The 18,213-nt window shown below is 64.1% G+C and carries 12 protein-coding genes; 8 read left to right on the top strand and 4 right to left on the bottom strand.

The genetic code is table 11. The features are described from left to right. Positions 1-39 precede the first annotated feature (39 nt). Positions 40-4,272, top strand: coding sequence for a translocation/assembly module TamB domain-containing protein (locus tag BWP39_RS11355; protein ID WP_096720167.1), 4,233 nt, complete (start codon positions 40-42; stop codon positions 4,270-4,272). A gap of 75 nt (positions 4,273-4,347) precedes the next feature. Here BWP39_RS11355 and metG read toward each other — a convergent pair whose 3' ends face one another. Beyond that, positions 4,348-6,489, bottom strand: coding sequence for a methionine--tRNA ligase (gene metG / locus BWP39_RS11350; RefSeq protein WP_096720165.1), 2,142 nt, complete (start codon positions 6,487-6,489; stop codon positions 4,348-4,350). A 503-nt stretch (positions 6,490-6,992) separates the two neighbouring features. Beyond that, positions 6,993-7,643: an OmpA family protein gene (locus tag BWP39_RS11345; protein ID WP_096720163.1), complete on the bottom strand. Its 651-nt coding sequence runs from the start codon at positions 7,641-7,643 to the stop codon at positions 6,993-6,995. Positions 7,644-7,932: 289 nt separating this feature from the next. On the opposite strand from BWP39_RS11345, the gene apbC reads away from it, so the two are divergent. From apbC to BWP39_RS11320, 5 genes are all read left to right on the top strand, one after another. Next, positions 7,933-9,021: an iron-sulfur cluster carrier protein ApbC gene (apbC, locus tag BWP39_RS11340; protein WP_096720161.1), complete on the top strand. Its 1,089-nt coding sequence runs from the start codon at positions 7,933-7,935 to the stop codon at positions 9,019-9,021. Positions 9,022-9,142: 121 nt separating this feature from the next. Beyond that, complete coding sequence (locus BWP39_RS11335) at positions 9,143-9,676, top strand: superoxide dismutase family protein (RefSeq protein WP_096720159.1); 534 nt, start codon at positions 9,143-9,145, stop codon at positions 9,674-9,676. A gap of 202 nt (positions 9,677-9,878) precedes the next feature. Continuing rightward, positions 9,879-10,448, top strand: a complete 570-nt coding sequence (gene dcd, locus BWP39_RS11330; RefSeq protein ID WP_096720157.1) for a dCTP deaminase — start codon at positions 9,879-9,881, stop codon at positions 10,446-10,448. Positions 10,449-10,530: 82 nt separating this feature from the next. Then, the gene (locus BWP39_RS11325; protein WP_096720155.1) at positions 10,531-12,816 is read left to right on the top strand and encodes an arginine/lysine/ornithine decarboxylase; all 2,286 of its coding nucleotides are present in this window, start codon (positions 10,531-10,533) and stop codon (positions 12,814-12,816) included. 2 nt (positions 12,817-12,818) lie between these two features. Beyond that, the gene (locus BWP39_RS11320; RefSeq protein ID WP_096720153.1) at positions 12,819-13,529 is read left to right on the top strand and encodes a lysozyme inhibitor LprI family protein; all 711 of its coding nucleotides are present in this window, start codon (positions 12,819-12,821) and stop codon (positions 13,527-13,529) included. Between the two features lie 33 nt (positions 13,530-13,562). Here the strand turns inward: BWP39_RS11320 and BWP39_RS11315 are convergent, their stop codons facing one another. Next, a complete protein-coding gene (locus BWP39_RS11315) occupies positions 13,563-14,504 on the bottom strand; it encodes a bestrophin family protein (protein ID WP_096720151.1) in 942 nt (313 codons plus the stop codon). Positions 14,505-14,790: 286 nt separating this feature from the next. Between BWP39_RS11315 and BWP39_RS11310 the strand changes: the two genes are divergently transcribed. Together BWP39_RS11310 and argH are read left to right on the top strand one after the other, a co-directional pair. After that, complete coding sequence (locus BWP39_RS11310) at positions 14,791-15,606, top strand: helix-turn-helix transcriptional regulator (RefSeq protein WP_096722444.1); 816 nt, start codon at positions 14,791-14,793, stop codon at positions 15,604-15,606. A 113-nt stretch (positions 15,607-15,719) separates the two neighbouring features. Then, complete coding sequence (gene argH, locus BWP39_RS11305; RefSeq protein WP_096720149.1) at positions 15,720-17,126, top strand: argininosuccinate lyase; 1,407 nt, start codon at positions 15,720-15,722, stop codon at positions 17,124-17,126. A gap of 75 nt (positions 17,127-17,201) precedes the next feature. On the opposite strand, the gene BWP39_RS11300 is transcribed toward argH, so the two are convergent. Continuing rightward, the gene (locus BWP39_RS11300; RefSeq protein WP_133116858.1) at positions 17,202-18,179 is read right to left on the bottom strand and encodes a class I SAM-dependent methyltransferase; all 978 of its coding nucleotides are present in this window, start codon (positions 18,177-18,179) and stop codon (positions 17,202-17,204) included. Positions 18,180-18,213 lie beyond the last annotated feature (34 nt).

Genomic DNA, 18,213 nt, shown 5'->3' with positions numbered 1-18,213 from the left:
GACTTCCACCACTGCATTGCCCATTCACATGTATCGAGCATGACCACGGATTCGTCAGCACTTCCGCCACAGCCCACCCCGGACGACGCGTCGCCTGACGGCACTGGCACGCCGCCGCCGTCAGGGCGTCCGCGCGGCCGGCGTCTGCGGAAGGTGCTGGCGTGGACGGTTGGTGTGCTGGTGCTGCTCGCGGCGCTCGCGGTCGGTCTGGTGTACGGCGCGCTCGCGACCGAACGCGGTACCGGCTACGTCTGGCGCGTCGCGGTGAAGCTGCTGGGCGGCCAGTTGTCCGGCACGCTCGACGGCGGCGCGATTGCTACTGGCGTGCGTTTGCGCCACGTCGAATGGCGTGGCGCCGATGGCACCGACATCAAGGTCGACAGCGTGGCGGGCAAGTGGGCGCTCACGCGAGCGCCGTGGCGTTACTCGATCGACTACCTGCACATCGGCACGATCGACGCGCGGCTCGTGCCATCGGCGTCTTCTTCTTCGGAGCCGATGAAGTTGCCGCAGGATCTGCAACTGCCGATGCAGCTCGAAGTGCGTGACCTGCGCGTCGACCGGCTGTTGCTGCACGAAGGCACATCGACGACTGAATTCTCCCGGCTGCTGTTTCACGGGCGTAGCGACGGGCGGCATCACGAGGCGGCGGTGGAGCGGCTCGATACGCCGTTCGGCGCGGTGACGGCGCGTGCGAAGCTCGATGGGGTGCGGCCGTTTCCGCTAACCGGTGAGATCGGTTATGCGGGCAAGGTCAATGACGAAGCGGTCGAGGTGCGCGGCAACCTGACGGGCTCGCTGGAAACGCTCGTCGCCGAACTCGATGCGAGCGGGATGAAGCTCACCGGACATGCGCACGTGGAAGCGACGCCGTTTGGCGCGGTGCCGTTGCAACGCGCGACGCTGACTTTCGATCATGTGAATCCGCAGGCGTTTGCGCCGGGCGCGCCGCAGGCGGATCTGGCGGTGCGGGCGGAGTTGCAGCCGGCGAGTGGGGGAGCGGCTGGTGATGTATCGGGTGCGGTGAGTGTGGGTGGGGTGGTTGCTTCTGCAGCGCTGGCAAGCACGGCAGCCGGTCAGATAAACACCGCAAGCGCATCGACCACCGCTCAGAAAAACAACGCCGCACCCGCCTTCGCCGTAGCCGGCACCGTCTCGATCGTCAACGCGAAACCCGGCGCGATCGACCAGCATCTGCTGCCGCTCATCGATGCCCACGCCGACATTCGTCTCGACGCCGCGAGCCAGCGCCTGTCGAACCTGAACGTGCGGCTCGTGAAGAACGCGACCATCACCGGTGGCGGTGCGCTCAAGGGGAAGTACGGGCAGTTCGATCTGAAGGTCGCCAACCTCGATCTGAACGCACTCGAAGCGACCGTACGCCCGACGCAGTTGAGCGGCCCGGTCGGCATCCGCCTGAACGACGATGTGCAGAGCATCACGCTCGATCTCGCCGACCCGAAGGCCGCGCTTCGCGCGCAGGGCAAGATAACGTTCGATCCCGCGCGGATGAGCTTCAACGACGTGAAGGTTAGCGCGGGCAAGGGCCGCATCGATCTGTCGGGCGTGATCAAGCACGACGCGAATTCCACCTACAACCTGAAGGCTGCACTGACCGATTTCGATCCGTTTTCGCTGACTGTGCAGACGCCGTCGCGTGCTGCACCGACCGGTGCGCGGCTAGGCGCGAGATCGAACACAGAACTCGCCGCGAAATCCGCGGCGAAGACTGCCGCCAACACCGCCGCCAACACCGCAAAACGCAGCGCAGCTCCAACCCCAGCGCCGACGCGCAAGATCGAAGCCCGCGTCACCGGCACGCTAAACGCAGCAGGCGTACTCGCACCGGGCTTCACGACGAAGGCCGATTTCAAGCTCGGCGACAGCGTCTACGACGGCCTGCCGCTCACAGGCGGCGGCACGATCCAGCTGGCCGGTATGCGGCTGTTGCCGAGCCGCGCGAACCTGTCGGTGGCGGGCAACCAGGTGGATCTGCAGGGCAGCTTCGGTGCGCCCAGCGACCGGCTGCGCTTTCGCATCGACGCGCCGCAGCTGGAGCGCCTCGGCTTCGGCCTCGCAGGTGTCGTGGCGGCGAACGGCGATCTGACCGGTTCGTTTGCTCATCCGAACGTCGTGCTCGACTACAACGCAGACAGCGTCGCGTTCGGCACGACCCGGCTCGGTCACGCGCAGGGCCACGCGGAACTGCGCGACGGCGCGAACGGCGCCCTCGTCTTCACCACCGATGCCCGCAATCTCAGCGCCGCCGGCGTCGATCTCGCGACGCTGACCGCGCGCCTCGGCGGCACCCGCGCGAATCACACGCTCGAAGCCGCAGCGTCCGGCAAGGTGGAGGGCCGCACAGTCGAGCTGACGCTCGGCGCCAACGGCCACCTGACCGAAGCACGCGACGGCACGCGCTGGGACGGCACAGTCACGCGTCTGCAGAATCGCGGCACGCCAGCGGTGAATCTCGACACGCCCCTCACGGTCAGCGCCGGTGCGGGACGCGTGACGTTGGGTGCGACGCGGCTCACGCTCGAAGGCGCGGTGCTCGATCTGAAGTCGTTCGCGCTCGATCACGGGCGCATTCGCTCGGCGGGCACGTTAACGGATGTGTCGCTCGCGCGGTTGCTGGCGCTGCGCGAGGAGATCACCGGTGATGCGTCGCCGGTGAAGACCGATCTCGTGTTCGATGGCGACTGGGATTTCGCGCTAGGCGACACGGCGAGCGGCCACGTCCAGTTGAAGCGGCGCGGCGGCGATGTGACGGTTGAAGTGGGCCGCGGCATCGCATCGCTGGGCATTACCGATATGGCCGCGCGTGCCGAGTTCAGCGGCGGCAATCGCGTCAATGCGACGGTGCATGCGCAGGCGAGCCGGCTCGGCGTGATCGATGCCGACGCGCACACGGCGCTGACGTTACGCGATGGCGCACTTGCCGTCGATGATGAGGCGCCGCTCACCGGCAAGGTCGATGCAGACTTGCCATCGTTGAAAACGACGGGCGGATTGTTCGGACCCAGCTATCTGCTCGATGGTCACCTTGCGTTGAAGCTCGCGCTCGGCGGGACCGTGGCGAAACCGAACCTGTCAGGCTCGCTGACCGGCGACGATCTGTCGGCAACGCTCGTCGATCAAGGCGTCCAACTGAAGGGCGGCGTGGTCCGCATCGCGCTGTCGGAGAATCTCGTCGATTTCCAGCAGGTCGAATTCCATGGCGCGAGCGGTACGCTACGCGCGACCGGTCGCGTGCGGCTCGACGGCGCGGAACCCGATCTCACCGCGAGCATCGTCGCCGACAAGCTCGAACTGTTCGCGGCACCGGACCGCGAGCTGTCGCTGTCGGGCAGCGCGAGCGTTGCGAATGCGGGGCCGCAGGGCGGCATGGCGATCAACGGCAAATTTAACGTCGACCACGCGCTCTTCGACCTGCCCGAAGAAGCCTCGCCGAGCCTCGGCGACGATGTCGTGATCGTGCGCGCGGATGGCACCGTGCGCGGCGAGAAGAAACCCGATGCGGTGGCTGGCACCGACAAGCCAGTCGGCCGTTTTGCGCCGCGCGCGAACATCGATCTCGACCTCGGCAACAACTTCCGCTTCCGCGGTCAGGGCGCGGACCTCGGCCTGCGCGGCACGATCACCGCGATGAGCGCGCCGAACCAGCCGCTGCGCGCGGTCGGCAATGTACGCGTGACGGAAGGCTCGACCTACACGGCGTTTGGTCGCAAGCTGGCGATCGAGAACGGCTTCTTCACGTTCAACGGACCGGTGTCGAATCCGGGTATCAACATTCTCGCGATGCGCCGTAACCAGCAGGTCGAAGCCGGCGTGCAGGTGACCGGCACGGTCCAGGCGCCGAACGCGAAGCTCGTCTCGGAGCCGAACGTGCCCGACAACGAAAAGCTGTCATGGCTGCTGTTCGGCCACGGCACCGACCAGGGCAACAACCTCGGCCAGCAGAGCACGATGACGACTGCGCTGGCGCTGCTCGGCAGTGTGAGCGGCAAGCGGATCGCGCAGACGTTCGGGCTCGACGAGGTGACGGTGGGGCGCAGCGAAGTGGGCTTGACGGACCCGCAGGTCGTGATGGTGTCGAAGGCGATCAGCGAATGGCTCGTGCTCGGCTACGAACAGGGCCTGCAGTCGGCGGCGAACGCGATCAAGGCAACCGTCAACCTGACGCGCTTCTGGTCGATCGCCGCGTATGGCGGGACGTTCCAGGGTGTGGATCTGTTGTACACGCGGCGTTTCGATCGATTTCACTGGTAGCGCCGTTGCACCCGTGAAAAAAATCGGCGGGCTTTTTTAGAGCCCGCCGATTTTTACTGCTTTGCTCTACGCGATTTACTTCACGCGCATGCCCGGTTTCGCACCGCTATCGGGTTCGAGCAGGTAAAGACCCGGCTCGGCTTTTTCATCGGTTGCCGACGCCGCGAGCACCATCCCTTCCGACAGACCGAATTTCATCTTCCGCGGCGCGAGGTTCGCGACCATCACAGTGAATTTGCCGACCAGTTGCTCCGGCTGGTACGCGGATTTAATGCCGGAAAACACGTTGCGCGTCTTCTCCTCGCCGACGTCGAGCGTCAGTTGCAGCAACTTGTCCGATCCTTCAACCGCACGGCAATCGACGATCTTCGCAATGCGCAGATCGATCTTCGCGAAATCGTCGATCGAGATGACGTCCGGCGTGTCCGCTCCGGCCTGAGCGGCTTTCGCCGACGTTTTTGCGCCGGCCGCAGCGGCAGGTGCCGCAGCCGTGGCCGCGCCGGTTGCTTGCAGCGACTCGCGATTCGCTGCGAGCAACGCATCGATCTGCTTCGGATCGACGCGCGTCATCAGATGCTGATACGCGTTGATCGGACGTTGCGATGTGAGCGGCGTGTTCGCGTCGGCCCACATCTGTGGTGCGATATCGAGGAACGCTTCGACCGATTGCGCAAGCTTCGGCAGCACCGGCTTCAGTGCCAGCGACAGCAGACGGAACGCTTCGATGCTGACGCTGCAGGTTTCATGCAGCGCGACTGCGTTCGCCGGGTCTTTCGCCTGATCCCAGGGCTTCGCAGTATCCACATAGGCATTGACGCTGTCGGCGAGTTCCATCGTCGTGCGCAGCGCGCGGCCGTAGTCGCGTGCTTCGTAATGCGCGGCGATCTGCGGAATCGCTGCACGCAGTGTATCGAGCAGCGGATGACGCATCGCGCTGTCCAGGATGCGGCCGTCGAAACGTTTGATCAGGAAGCCCGCCGCGCGGCTCGCGATGTTCACGTACTTGCCGACGAGATCGCTGTTCACGCGTGCCTGGAAATCGCCGAGGTTCAGGTCGATGTCTTCCATCGTGCTATTCAGCTTCGCGGCGTAGTAATAGCGCAGCCACTCGGGGTTCAGGCCCGTGTCGATATAGCTTTTCGCGGTGATGAACGTGCCGCGCGACTTCGACATCTTCGTACCGTCCACCGTCAGGAAGCCGTGCGCGAACACGTTGGTCGGCGTGCGATGGCCCGAGAACTCGAGCATGGCCGGCCAGAACAGCGTGTGGAAATACAGGATGTCCTTGCCGATGAAGTGATACTGCTCGGTGGTCGAATCCTTGCGCACCCACGCGTCGAAGTCGATGCCGCGCTGCTCGCACAGGTTCTTGAAGCTTGCGTAGTAGCCGACCGGCGCGTCGAGCCACACATAGAAGTATTTGCCGGGCGCGCCCGGAATCTCGAAGCCGAAGTACGGCGCATCGCGCGAGATGTCCCAGTCGGCGAGCTTCGCGTCGCCCGCATCGCCGAGCCATTCGCGCATCTTGTTGGTGGCTTCCTGTTGCGCCAGACCGCCGACCCAGCCGCGCAGGAAATTCTCGCAGCGCGGATCGGACAGGCGGAAGAAGTAGTGCGTCGAGATCTTGCGGATCGGCGTCGCACCCGAGACGACCGAATACGGATTGATCAGGTCGGTCGGCTGATAGGTCGAACCGCAGACCTCGCAGCTATCGCCGTACTGATCCTTCGCGCCGCACTTCGGGCACTCGCCCTTGATGAAGCGGTCCGGCAGGAACATTTCCTTGACCGGGTCGTACGCCTGTTCGATGTCCCGCGCCTCGATCAGGCCGGCGGCCTGCAACGAGGTGTAGATCGACTCCGACAGCACACGGTTCTCTTCCGAATGGGTCGTGTAGTAATTGTCGTATTGCACGCCGAAGCTGGCGAAATCGCGCGTGCGCTCTTGCCACACGCGGTCGATCAGCTGCTTCGGTGTGATGCCCTCCCGCTCTGCGCTCAGCATGATCGCCGTGCCGTGCGTATCGTCGCCGCCGACGTAGTAGACCTCGTGTCCGTGCATCCGCAGCGTCCGGACCCAGATATCCGTCTGGATATGCTCGACCATATGGCCGATGTGGATCTGCCCGTTCGCATATGGCAGCGCGGACGTGACGAGGATCTGACGGGGCTGCGACGGCGCGTCGACGGCGCTGGGGTCGTTGGCGGGTGCTGACATGGATATTCCGGGGCTTGGCGGGGGACGAAACAGCGATTCTAGCAGGGCGGCCGCACAACGCGGGTGGGGCTCACCGGGACCCGGAGTGCGCTTGTCGGGGTCGGCGACGTTGATGCAGCGGGCCGGAAACGTGCGGTAATGCCACGCACGATAACGCTATGCGCCATGTGACAAAACGGCGACTCAGCGTGGAGAACCAGGAAATACCGGCGGGAAATACCGACGGGAAACGCTAACGAGAAACGCCAACGGAACAAGACCAGTAAAAAACGACAGGCAAAAAAAAACCGGGGCGATTCGGCCCCGGAGCAACAACGACAAGAGGAGAATGGTGACGCGCCGGCATCGCCAGCCACGTACCGTAAATACAGACACGGTCAGATCGCAAGAGTTCGAAAAATTTTTCGTTTCGTCCGGTGCGATTTTTTCTGCGCTCGTTACGGACCCGATCAGCCGGGCTCCGCAACGATCATCCCCCTCTTTCGATCAGTTGCAGGCGCGCGTTACTGCGCGTGCTGAGCCGTAGCGCGCAGATAGACTTCGACGCGACGATTTTGTGCGCGACCCGCTTCCGTGTTGTTATCGGCAACCGGATTGGACGCGCCGCGGCCATCCGCCGACAGGCGTTGCCCCGCAACGCCGCGCTGCGCGAGGTAGTTCGTGACGCTCTGCGCACGATTCACCGACAGCGTCTGGTTGTAGGCCGCCTGACCCGTGCTGTCCGTATAGCCGATGACCTGGGCGATCACTTCAGGATTCTGGTTGAGCGTCTGTGCGACCTGATCGAGCACCGGTGCGAAGCTCGGCTTGATCGCGTACTGGTTGGTGTCGAACGTCACCGAACTCGGGATGTTCAGCTTGAGCGAGCCGTCCGGCTGCTCGGTGATCTGTGTGCCGGTACCGGCGGTCGCGCCGGTCAGCTTGTTGTGGATGGCCTGCCAGTTGTAGCCGGTGATGCCGCCGGCCGCCGCGCCTACACCTGCGCCGATCGCCGCACCCTTGCCGCCGCCAATCAGCGCACCGATACCGGCGCCGAGACCGGCGCCCACACCGGTACCGACTGCGGTGTTGGTGCCCTGCGGAGTGGCACAGCCGGCAAGCAGCGCGCCGACGAGGGTGAGTACCGACATGCGAGTCATGATTTTTGCATTCATTTTTGATTCCTCTCTTGAGTAAGACGGCTCGACGACGACAGAAGCCGGACCGCCGATACACCACGCAACAGGGTCTTCCGGCAGCGGCACGCGGCAGCCACTACAATGACGGCTTAAGCCTGCAGCGGCAAAGCCTCGAGGCACCCGGGCAAGGCCCTATAGCTTGCTGCTCGCGAAGGGTGCCTGGCAAGCCTGTTTTGCGCAATGGCGACTAACAATTTCTTTCAATTTCCGGCGGCTGGCGGAAGCTTCGATTCCCCCGCGCCGCAAGCGTTCCCACGGAGTTTCAATGAGTATCGATCGGGCATTGGTCGACGCCGCCCTCTCGGCTGTCACCGACCCCAACACTGGCCGCCCGTTTGCGGCGGCAAAAAATTTCCGCAATGTGGCAATCGATGGTTCGACGGTCAGTGTCGACCTCGTGCTGGGCTATCCGGCCAAACGCCAGTTTGAAGCGCTGAACGCGCTCGTCACCGAGGCATTGCGTGCCGTGCCGGGTGTCGCTGAAGCCCGTGTGACGGTGTCGCAGCAAATCGCGGCGCATACGGTGCAGCGCGGCGTGAAACTGCTGCCGAACGTGAAGAACATCGTCGCGGTTGCGTCGGGCAAGGGCGGTGTCGGCAAGAGCACGACCGCCGTGAACCTCGCGCTTGCGCTGGCGAGCGAGGGCGCGTCGGTCGGCATACTCGATGCGGACATCTACGGTCCGTCGCTGCCGATGATGCTCGGCATCGACGGTCGCCCCGAATCGCCCGACGGCAAATCGATGATTCCGCTCGTCGGCCACGGTATGCAGGCCAATTCGATTGGTTTTCTGATCGAACAGGACAATCCGATGGTCTGGCGCGGCCCGATGGCGACTTCCGCGCTCGAACAGCTGCTGCGGCAGACGAACTGGCAGGATCTCGACTACCTGATCGTCGATATGCCGCCCGGCACCGGCGATATCCAGCTCACGCTGTCGCAGCGCGTGCCTGTCACCGGCGCGGTGATCGTGACGACGCCGCAGGACATCGCGCTGCTCGACGCGAAGAAAGGTCTGAAGATGTTCGAGAAGGTCGGGATTCCGATTCTCGGCATCGTCGAGAACATGAGCACGCATATCTGCTCGAACTGCGGTCATGAGGAGCATGTCTTCGGCGCCGGCGGCGGCGACCGGATGGCGCGCGAATACGGCGTGGAACTGCTCGGCAGCCTGCCGCTCGATATCGCGATCCGCGAGCAGACCGACTCGGGCCGGCCCACTGTCGCAGCCGACCCGGACGGCCGCATCGCCGAGGTTTACCGGGCGATCGCGCGCAAGGTTGCGATCCACATTGCCGAGCGCGCACGCGACATGACCTCGAAGTTTCCGAACATCGTGATCCAGAACACCTGAGCGCGCCTTAGGCACGGCCGCCGAAGGCGTCAATCCGGGCCGTCGCTCGCGGTATCATGTGGGCTTCGTCAGGTCTGGCAGACTGGCCGCAGGGGCGGCCAGCGGCCGACAAGAGGATCGCATGAGAAAACGAATCGACGGGCACGCGGCACATGCGTTCATCGTGATGGCTGCGAGCGGGTTGCTACTGTGCGGCTGCTCGGCTTTCCTGCGGCCGCAGGAAAAGCGCGCGGACGCACAGTTGCTGCCGACCGTGGGGAGCATGGCGCGCGGCACGGTGACCTTCATCGAGCGTTCGGACGGCGTGCAGGTCACTTACAACCTGTCCGGCCTGCCCGCGAACTCCGACCACGCGCTGCAGGTACACGAACGCGGCGACTGCAACTCCGTGGATGGCTCGGCGGCCGGCCCGGTGTTTTCCCCCGCGGCCGAGCGCCTGAAGGCGGGCGCCCGGGTCGAGGGCGATCTCGGCAACATTCACGCGGACGCGAACGGTGTCGCGGCCGGCTTCATCGTCGCGCCGGATGTTTCGCTCGACGGCATCCGCTCGGTATTGCAGCGGTCCGTGCTGGTCCATCGCGATGCGGGCGATCCTTACGCGTATCCTCTGCACAGCGCGGGTCCCGCGCTCGCGTGCGGCGCGATCCGTCAGTGAGTGCAGTCGATAGTGCCGCACGACCCACGTGGCGCACCTGTCCGGCTCGCCGGCCCGATGAGCAGCAGCTTTCTCCCGATCGCGTAAAATAACCGCCTTTCGTCCGGCAACCCGCGCCCCACGGGCGCGTCAGCCGGTCTCCATGTCACCGTAGCGACCCGGCATCACCCGGTAGCGACCAACCAGCGTTCAACCCGACTCTATGGCAATCAAATCCGACAAGTGGATCCGGCGTATGGCCGAGGGACATCAGATGATCGAGCCGTTTGTTCGCGATCAGGTGCGGGTGTCTGAGGATGGCCGCAAGATCGTCAGCTACGGGACCTCGAGCTACGGCTACGACATCCGCTGCGCGGACGAATTCAAGATCTTCACGAACATCAATTCCACGATCGTCGACCCGAAGAACTTCGACGAGAAGTCGTTTGTCGACTTCAAGGGTGACGTCTGCATCATCCCGCCGAACTCGTTCGCGCTTGCCCGCACGGTCGAATATTTCCGTATCCCGCGCAGCGTGCTGACGGTCTGCCTCGGCAAATCGACCTATGCGCGCTGCGGCATTATCGTCAACGTGACACCGTTCGAGCCGGAATGGGAAGGGTATGTCACGCTCGAATTCTCGAATACGACACCTTTGCCTGCCAAAATCTACGCGAACGAAGGCGTCGCGCAGGTGTTGTTCTTTGAAAGCGACGAAATTTGTGAGGTGTCGTACGCGGATCGCGGCGGCAAATATCAAGGTCAACGTGGCGTGACGTTGCCTAAAACGTGACGCTCGAGCGCATTGACTCACCGGATTGCCGGGTGACCGCTGCGCAACACAAGCAGCGGTCGTTCTTTTTGGAGAATCGCCCATGAAGTTTCGTTTTCCCGTCGTCATCATCGACGAAGATTTCCGTTCCGAGAACATCTCGGGTTCCGGCATCCGGGCGCTCGCGGAAGCGATCGAGAAGGAAGGCGTCGAAGTGCTCGGGCTGACGAGCTACGGCGATCTCACGTCGTTTGCACAGCAATCGAGCCGCGCGTCGTGCTTCATCCTGTCGATCGACGACGACGAACTGCTGCCGTTCATCGAAAACCCCGGCAACGAAGACGACACGCCCGAACTCGCGTCGGCGATCATCGACCTGCGCGCGTTCGTGACCGAAGTGCGCCGCCGCAACTCGGATATCCCGATCTTCCTGTACGGCGAAACACGCACGTCGCGGCACATTCCGAACGACATCCTGCGCGAGCTGCACGGCTTCATCCACATGTTCGAGGACACGCCGGAGTTCGTCGCGCGCCATATCATCCGCGAGACCAAGGTGTATCTCGACGCGCTCGCGCCGCCGTTCTTCAAGGAACTCGTGAAGTACGCGGACGAAGGCTCATATTCGTGGCACTGCCCGGGCCACTCGGGCGGCGTTGCGTTCCTGAAGAATCCGCTTGGCCAGATGTTCCACCAGTTCTTCGGCGAGAACATGCTGCGCGCGGACGTCTGCAATGCCGTCGACGAACTCGGCCAGCTGCTTGATCACACAGGCCCGGTCGCCGCCTCCGAGCGCAACGCGGCGCGCATCTTCAGCGCGGATCATCTGTTCTTCGTCACCAACGGCACGTCGACGTCGAACAAGATCGTCTGGCACGCGACGGTCGCACCGGGCGACATCGTGCTGGTGGACCGTAACTGCCACAAGTCGATCCTGCACGCGATCACGATGACGGGTGCGATCCCCGTGTTCCTCACGCCGACGCGCAACCACTTCGGCATCATCGGGCCGATTCCGCGCGACGAGTTCAAGCCGGAGAACATTCGCAAGAAGATCGAGGCGAATCCGTTCGCGCGCGAAGCACTCGAGAAGAATCCGAACGCGAAGCCGCGCATCCTGACGATCACGCAAAGCACCTACGACGGCGTGATCTACAACGTCGAGATGATCAAGGACCTACTCGGCGATCTGCTCGACACGCTGCACTTCGACGAAGCGTGGCTGCCGCACGCCGAGTTCCACGAGTTCTATCAGGACATGCACGCCATCGGCGCGGGCCGTCCGCGTACCGGCGCGCTGGTGTTCGCGACGCATTCCACGCACAAGCTGCTCGCCGGTATTTCGCAGGCTTCGCAGATCGTCGTGCAGGACTCGGAGAACAGCACGTTCGACCGCCATCGTTTCAACGAGGCGTATCTGATGCACACGTCGACGAGCCCGCAGTACGCGATCATCGCGTCGTGCGACGTCGCCGCGGCGATGATGGAGCCGCCGGGCGGCACGGCGCTCGTTGAGGAATCGATTGCCGAGGCGCTCGATTTCCGCCGCGCGATGCGCAAGGTCGACAAGGAGTACGGCGACGACTGGTTCTTCGAAGTGTGGGGCCCGGAAGCACTCGCTGACGAAGGCATCGGTTCGCGCGAAGACTGGATACTGCGGCCGAACGAGCGCTGGCACGGCTTCGGTCCGCTCGCCGAAGGCTTCAACATGCTCGACCCGATCAAGGCGACGATCATCACGCCGGGGCTGAACGTGGACGGCGAATTTGGCGTGTCCGGCATTCCGGCCGCGATCGTCACGAAGTATCTGGCCGAGCACGGCATCATCGTCGAGAAGACCGGCTTGTACTCGTTCTTCATCATGTTCACGATCGGTATCACGAAGGGTCGCTGGAACTCGATGGTCACCGAGCTGCAGCAGTTCAAGGACGACTACGACAATAACCAGCCGCTGTGGCGCGTGCTGCCCGAATTCGTTGCGCACCATCCCGCGTACGAGCGCATGGGCCTGCGCGATCTGTGCGAGCAGATTCACAGCGTTTACCGTGCCAACGACATCGCGCGTCTGACCACCGAGATGTACCTGTCGAGTATGGAACCCGCGATGAAACCGTCCGAAGCGTTCGCGAAGCTCGCGCACCGCGAGGTCGATCGCGTGCCTATCGACGAACTCGAAGGCCGCGTGACGTCGATCCTGCTCACGCCGTATCCGCCGGGTATTCCGCTGCTCATTCCAGGCGAGCGCTTCAACCGCACGATCGTCAACTACCTGCGCTTTGCGCGCGAGTTCAACGAGCGCTTCCCGGGTTTTCATACGGACATTCACGGGCTCGTCGGCGAGACGATCAACGGGCGCGTCGAATACTTCGTCGATTGCGTACGCGGCTGACGATGGTGAACCGGAAGTTCGCGTCGATTGCGGCAGCGGCGATGCTCGCGCTAGCCGCGTTCGCCGCGCCACAGGTCGCGCGTGTCGCTCACGCAGAGGTTGCCGCTGCCGATCCGATCGACGCGGCAATGCGTACGTGTCTTGCGCGCAGCGATATGTCGTCGACGGCGGGGCAGGTGCAATGCATGAACACCGCGCGCACCGCGTGGCAGGCCGCGCTCGATATGGCGTATCAGCAGGTGCTCGCGAAGTCGTCGGGCGTGCAGCACAGGCGCTGGGAAACCAGCCAGAAGCGCTGGACCCAATGGCGCGATGCCGAAGCGAAGATGCAGCGCGCGGTCTTCGCAACGACGCACGGCACGATGTACGTGCTGTTTGAAGCCGATATGCAGTTGCAGCCGGTGCGCGACCGTGCGCTCGCGCTGCGGCGTGCGGCGCTGCGTGAAGGCAGTGACGATCCGTTGCCGCGTCTGCGCGCCTGTTCGGCCGATGCGCAATGCGAACACGCGATGTTCGATCTGAACCGCTACTACCGAAGGCTCAACGCGCGGATGCCGCCGGGCGCGCGAGTGACGCTCGTGCAGGCGCAGCGCGCGTGGGTTGGGTTCCGCGATGGGACTACGCCGGTGATCGATGCGCATAGCCGGATCGATATCATCGGTGCGCGGATCGCGACGCTCAAGCGGCTGTCGGAAACGGTTGGGAACGACTGAGCTGCGTGCGCAGAGTACGCAGTGGCGTAGGTCTCAATCGAGCACGAAAGTCGGCTTACGCGGCGATGCGTGAGCTTCGAGCGACGGTTCACCGAGCAGATCGCGCGTCGCGTCCTCGATCGACGCGGATAGCATGTTGAGCGCGAGATCGTTGTCTTCCATGCCGAAGGGGTCTTCGATCTGTGAGGCGATCGCTTCGTGCGCCATGAACGTGTACGCGACGAACACACTGAACACCGGCGTGAACAGGCCAATGCTGTCGACAAGGCCGAACGGTAGTGCCGCACAGAAAAAATAAACGGTGCGATGGATCATCACCGAGTACGCGAACGGCAGCGGCGTCGAAGCAATGCGCTCGCATCCGCCGATCACCTCCGACACACCATGCAGATTGCGATCGAACGCCAGCACGGCCCATGAGTCGAGCGTGCCTTCGCGCGCACGACGCTGTACCCATTCTCCGAGCCAGAGCATCAACGTCGCGGGACGGTAGCGCGAGGCCATCACGCGTTCGACGAGCGCTGCGGGTAGCCGGGCCGCGAGGTCGTCGCGTGGGTCGGTCTTGCGCAGCTGGTGTCGTAACGCATGCGGTAGCGCGCTCAGCACGGCGACGAATTCGCGCACCTCGGCTGCGTCGTTGGCGTTCGCGCTGGCATTGCTACGCGTCAGCGTCAGCACCTGGCGTGTCAGCGAGCGCGCGTCGATCAGCAACTGTCCCCACAGCTTGCGCGCTTCCCAGTAGCGGTCGTAGCTCGTGTTGTTGCGAAACCCGAGAAACACCGCGAGCGCGATGCCGATCAACGAGAACGGCGTGGGGCTCAGGTCGAGCCCGACCGCCAGCCGATGCGTATGCGCGACCACCGCAAGCACCGAGATGCAGAAAATCAGAAAGAGGCGCGGCAGTAGTTCCGGCAAGACGGAGCCACGCCACGCGAGCAGCATGCGGAACCAGTGCAGATGCGGACGGACGATCATGGGCGGGGGAGCAGGGCGAACGGTGAGAGACGATGGGGTCATTATCGCCGATGCGTTAGCGGCCGATGACCGGCTGGCGGTGCGTCGTTTGGGCGCGGCGCGGCCCGCGCTTCAGACCGCGACCGGCTTCGGCGGCGGGGGCGCGGGCGAAGCGTTTTGCGCCGCAACCGCTACAATGGAGCCCAAACCAGTACCGGTACTAGCCGCACAGTTATCCCGGTACTGGCGCTACTCGCCACCCCATTCACGATGCCTACGCGCACCCCGCCAGCGCGCCTGACCGATGATCCACACGCCGTCTCCCGCCGATTCACCGCCCCCGCTCGACGCGACACCTGCCCGCGCGCTCGGCGACTTCATCCGTGCGCATCGCGAGCGCCTGTCGCCGGCAGCGGTCGGTCTGCCGCCGGGGCCGCGGCGCCGCACGCCGGGCCTGCGCCGCGAAGAGGTCGCGCAGTTGTGCGGCGTGAGCCCGACCTGGTACACCTGGATCGAGCAGGGCCGCCCGGTGTCGGCTTCCGCGGATGCGCTCGCGCGGATCGCGGTGGCGTTGCAGCTTTCGCGTGCGGAGCGTGCGTATCTGTTCGAACTCGCGGCGCAGCGCGATCCGGCCGAGCCAGACCCGGCCGCCGCCGATGCTCCCGACACGCTGCTGCAAACCGTCCAGCTCGTCGACACGCCCGCCTATGTACTCGATCGACAGTGGAATGCGCTGGCGTGGAATGCACGTGCGGCGGACCTGTTCGTCGGCTGGCTCGACGGCACGCACGATCGCAACCTGCTGCGCTTCACGTTCACCGAGCCGGGCGCGCGCGATCTGATCGTCGACTGGGAAACGCGTGCGCGACGGCTGGCCGCCGAGTTTCGCGCCGATTCGATCCGCCATCTGAACGACGCGCCGACGCGCGGCCTGATCGACGCGCTCAGCGCCGCCAGCGATGCGTTCGCACGCTTCTGGGCGTCGCAGGACGTCGGCGAGCGCGAAGGCGGACGACGCGAATTCAATCATCCGCGCGACGGCCGCGTCGTCTACGACCAGATCACGTTCAAGCCCGCGCATCGCGACGACCTCAAGCTCGTCGTGCTGGTGCGCGAGGTATGACGGCTACGTGAGGTACCGCAACGGCCCCGGGTGTTAAAATCCTCGCTTTCCCCGGTTTGCGGCGGGCTCACGCCCACACAAACCGCTTCACCGCACGCTTACTGCTCATCACCATGACGTCCCAACTGCACAAAAAAGGCGAAGCCTGGTCGGCTCGCTTCTCGGAGCCGATGTCGGAGCTCGTCAAACGCTATACGTCGTCGGTCTTCTTCGACAAGCGGCTCGCACTCGTCGATATCGAAGGATCGCTGGCGCACGCGTCGATGCTGGCCGCGCAGAAGATCATCGCCGCCGCCGACCTCGCCGCCATCGAGCGCGGCTTGACGCAGATCAAGGGTGAAATCGAGCGGGGCGAGTTCGAGTGGCAACTCGATCTAGAAGACGTGCACCTGAACATCGAGGCGCGCCTGACCGCGCTGATCGGCGATGCGGGCAAGCGCCTGCATACCGGCCGCTCGCGCAACGACCAGGTCGCGACCGATATCCGTCTGTGGTTGCGTGGTGAGATCGACCGGATCGTCGGCTTGCTCGGCGAACTGCGCCGCGCGCTGATCGATCTCGCGGAACAGCATGCCGGGACGATCATGCCGGGCTTCACGCATCTGCAGGTCGCGCAGCCGGTCACGTTCGGCCACCATCTGCTCGCGTACGTCGAGATGTTTACGCGCGACACCAGTCGCATGCACGACTGCCGTGCCCGCCTGAACCGTCTGCCGCTCGGCGCCGCTGCGCTTGCGGGCACCAGCTATCCGATCGATCGTCACGCGGTCGCGAAGACGCTTGGCTTCGACGGCATCTGCACCAATTCGCTCGATGCGGTTTCCGATCGCGACTTCGCGATCGAATTCACCGCTGCTGCTGCGCTCGTGATGACCCACGTCTCGCGCTTCTCGGAGGAACTCGTGCTGTGGATGAGCCCGCGCGTCGGCTTCATCGATCTCGCGGACCGTTTCTGCACTGGCTCGTCGATCATGCCGCAGAAGAAGAACCCCGACGTGCCCGAACTCGCGCGCGGCAAAACGGGGCGCGTGAACGGTCACCTCATCGGTCTCTTGACGCTGATGAAGGGCCAGCCGCTCGCGTACAACAAGGACAATCAGGAAGACAAGGAACCGCTGTTCGACACCGTCGATACGGTGGCCGACACGCTGCGTATCTTTGCCGAGATGGCTGCGGGTATCACGGTGAAGCCGCAGGCGATGCGTGCGGCGGCGTTGCAGGGTTTTTCGACGGCGACCGATCTTGCCGATTATCTGGTCAAGCGCGGGCTTGCGTTCCGCGATGCGCACGAAGCGGTGGCACACGCGGTGCGCATCTGTGTGGATCGCGGCTGCGATCTCGCCGATCTGACGCTCGATGAAATGCGCAGCGAACTGCCGAACGTCGCGCATCTGCTCGGTGACGATGTGTTCGACTATCTGACGCTGGAAGGGTCGGTCGCGAGCCGCAATCATCCGGGCGGTACGGCGCCGGAGCAGGTGTTGGCGGCGGCGAAGGCGGCGCGCGTGGCGTTGGGCTGACGCGTTGCGCTAAAGCATTGCGCGTGACCGCAAGCGGTTTGCTGCGCGAGCATCGCTCGCGCAGCGTGGTGCAGATTACTCGTCCCGCACGCTATCGTCCTTCTTGAAGGTCAATTCCATCGTGTGCCACGCGTCGGCCTGACCGGGCTTGCCCATCGTTTTGTCGAGGTTGATCAGACTCTCCCGCGATGTGACGATTTGCGCATCGTTCTCCGGTGGGTTTTCTCTCGCGACACGTACCTGTGCCCGATCCAGCACGTAGCCGTTTTCCTTCGCCATATCGAGCAGATCGCTCGCCGACCGGATGTTCAGGTTTTTTGATTCGGTGTACGCGTGCTGCGAGCCGTACGTCGACAGAGAAAATCTGTCGCCGTCTTTCTGCACGTGAGCAGCATGGGCGAAGGTGTTCGCGAGTTCGTTATCGTTCATGTAGGGCGCCACGTAGGCCATCACGATGCGATCGGCTTCGCCTGGCTTCACGTGCCCATTCTGGACGGCACTCGAGAAGTCCATCGCGGCGGTGACCTCGATGTCCTTGTTGTTGCCAAGTCCGCTTTTCTCGTTCTTCGCATGGGCTACCGCTTCCGAATCCGTTTCGATGCCCTTGACCGCGGCGTTCGGATAGTGTGTCGTCGCGGCCAGCAATTCGTTGCCTTCCGCGTAACCGATTACCACCACATTGCGGACCGCCTTAGCCGACTCCGGCGTTTCGCTGGATGCGGCCCATTTCACGTTTTCGGACGTCGGCTGTGCCGGGCGATCCGGCATGGCGTTGAGACGTCCGAGTTTGCCGTAGCGGTTCGCCATTGCCGCGTACGGTTGCCTCGGCGACCCCGGCAGTGAGGACATCGGACGAGGGGCGCTTGACGACATCCGGCGCAAGCCTGCGCCCGTGCCGGAGATCCCGGCAAGCTGCGGCGGCACCGAGCTCGTTGGGCTTGTTGGACTTGTCGTCGGCACGCGCGTTGCTGTGGTCTGCGCCGCCGCTCTGGCGGTCGTGCTGGTGAGATTGGTCGCCAGGTTAGCGAGCTGGCGAGCCGGATTGGAACGCATGGTGTTTCTCCAATGAAGCGAATGTAAGGCGAAG

The sequence above is a fragment of the Paraburkholderia acidicola genome (assembly GCF_002362315.1).
In the GTDB taxonomy this organism is placed as follows: Bacteria; Pseudomonadota; Gammaproteobacteria; order Burkholderiales; family Burkholderiaceae; genus Paraburkholderia; species Paraburkholderia acidicola.
This window is presented reverse-complemented; position numbering and strand designations above follow the sequence as displayed.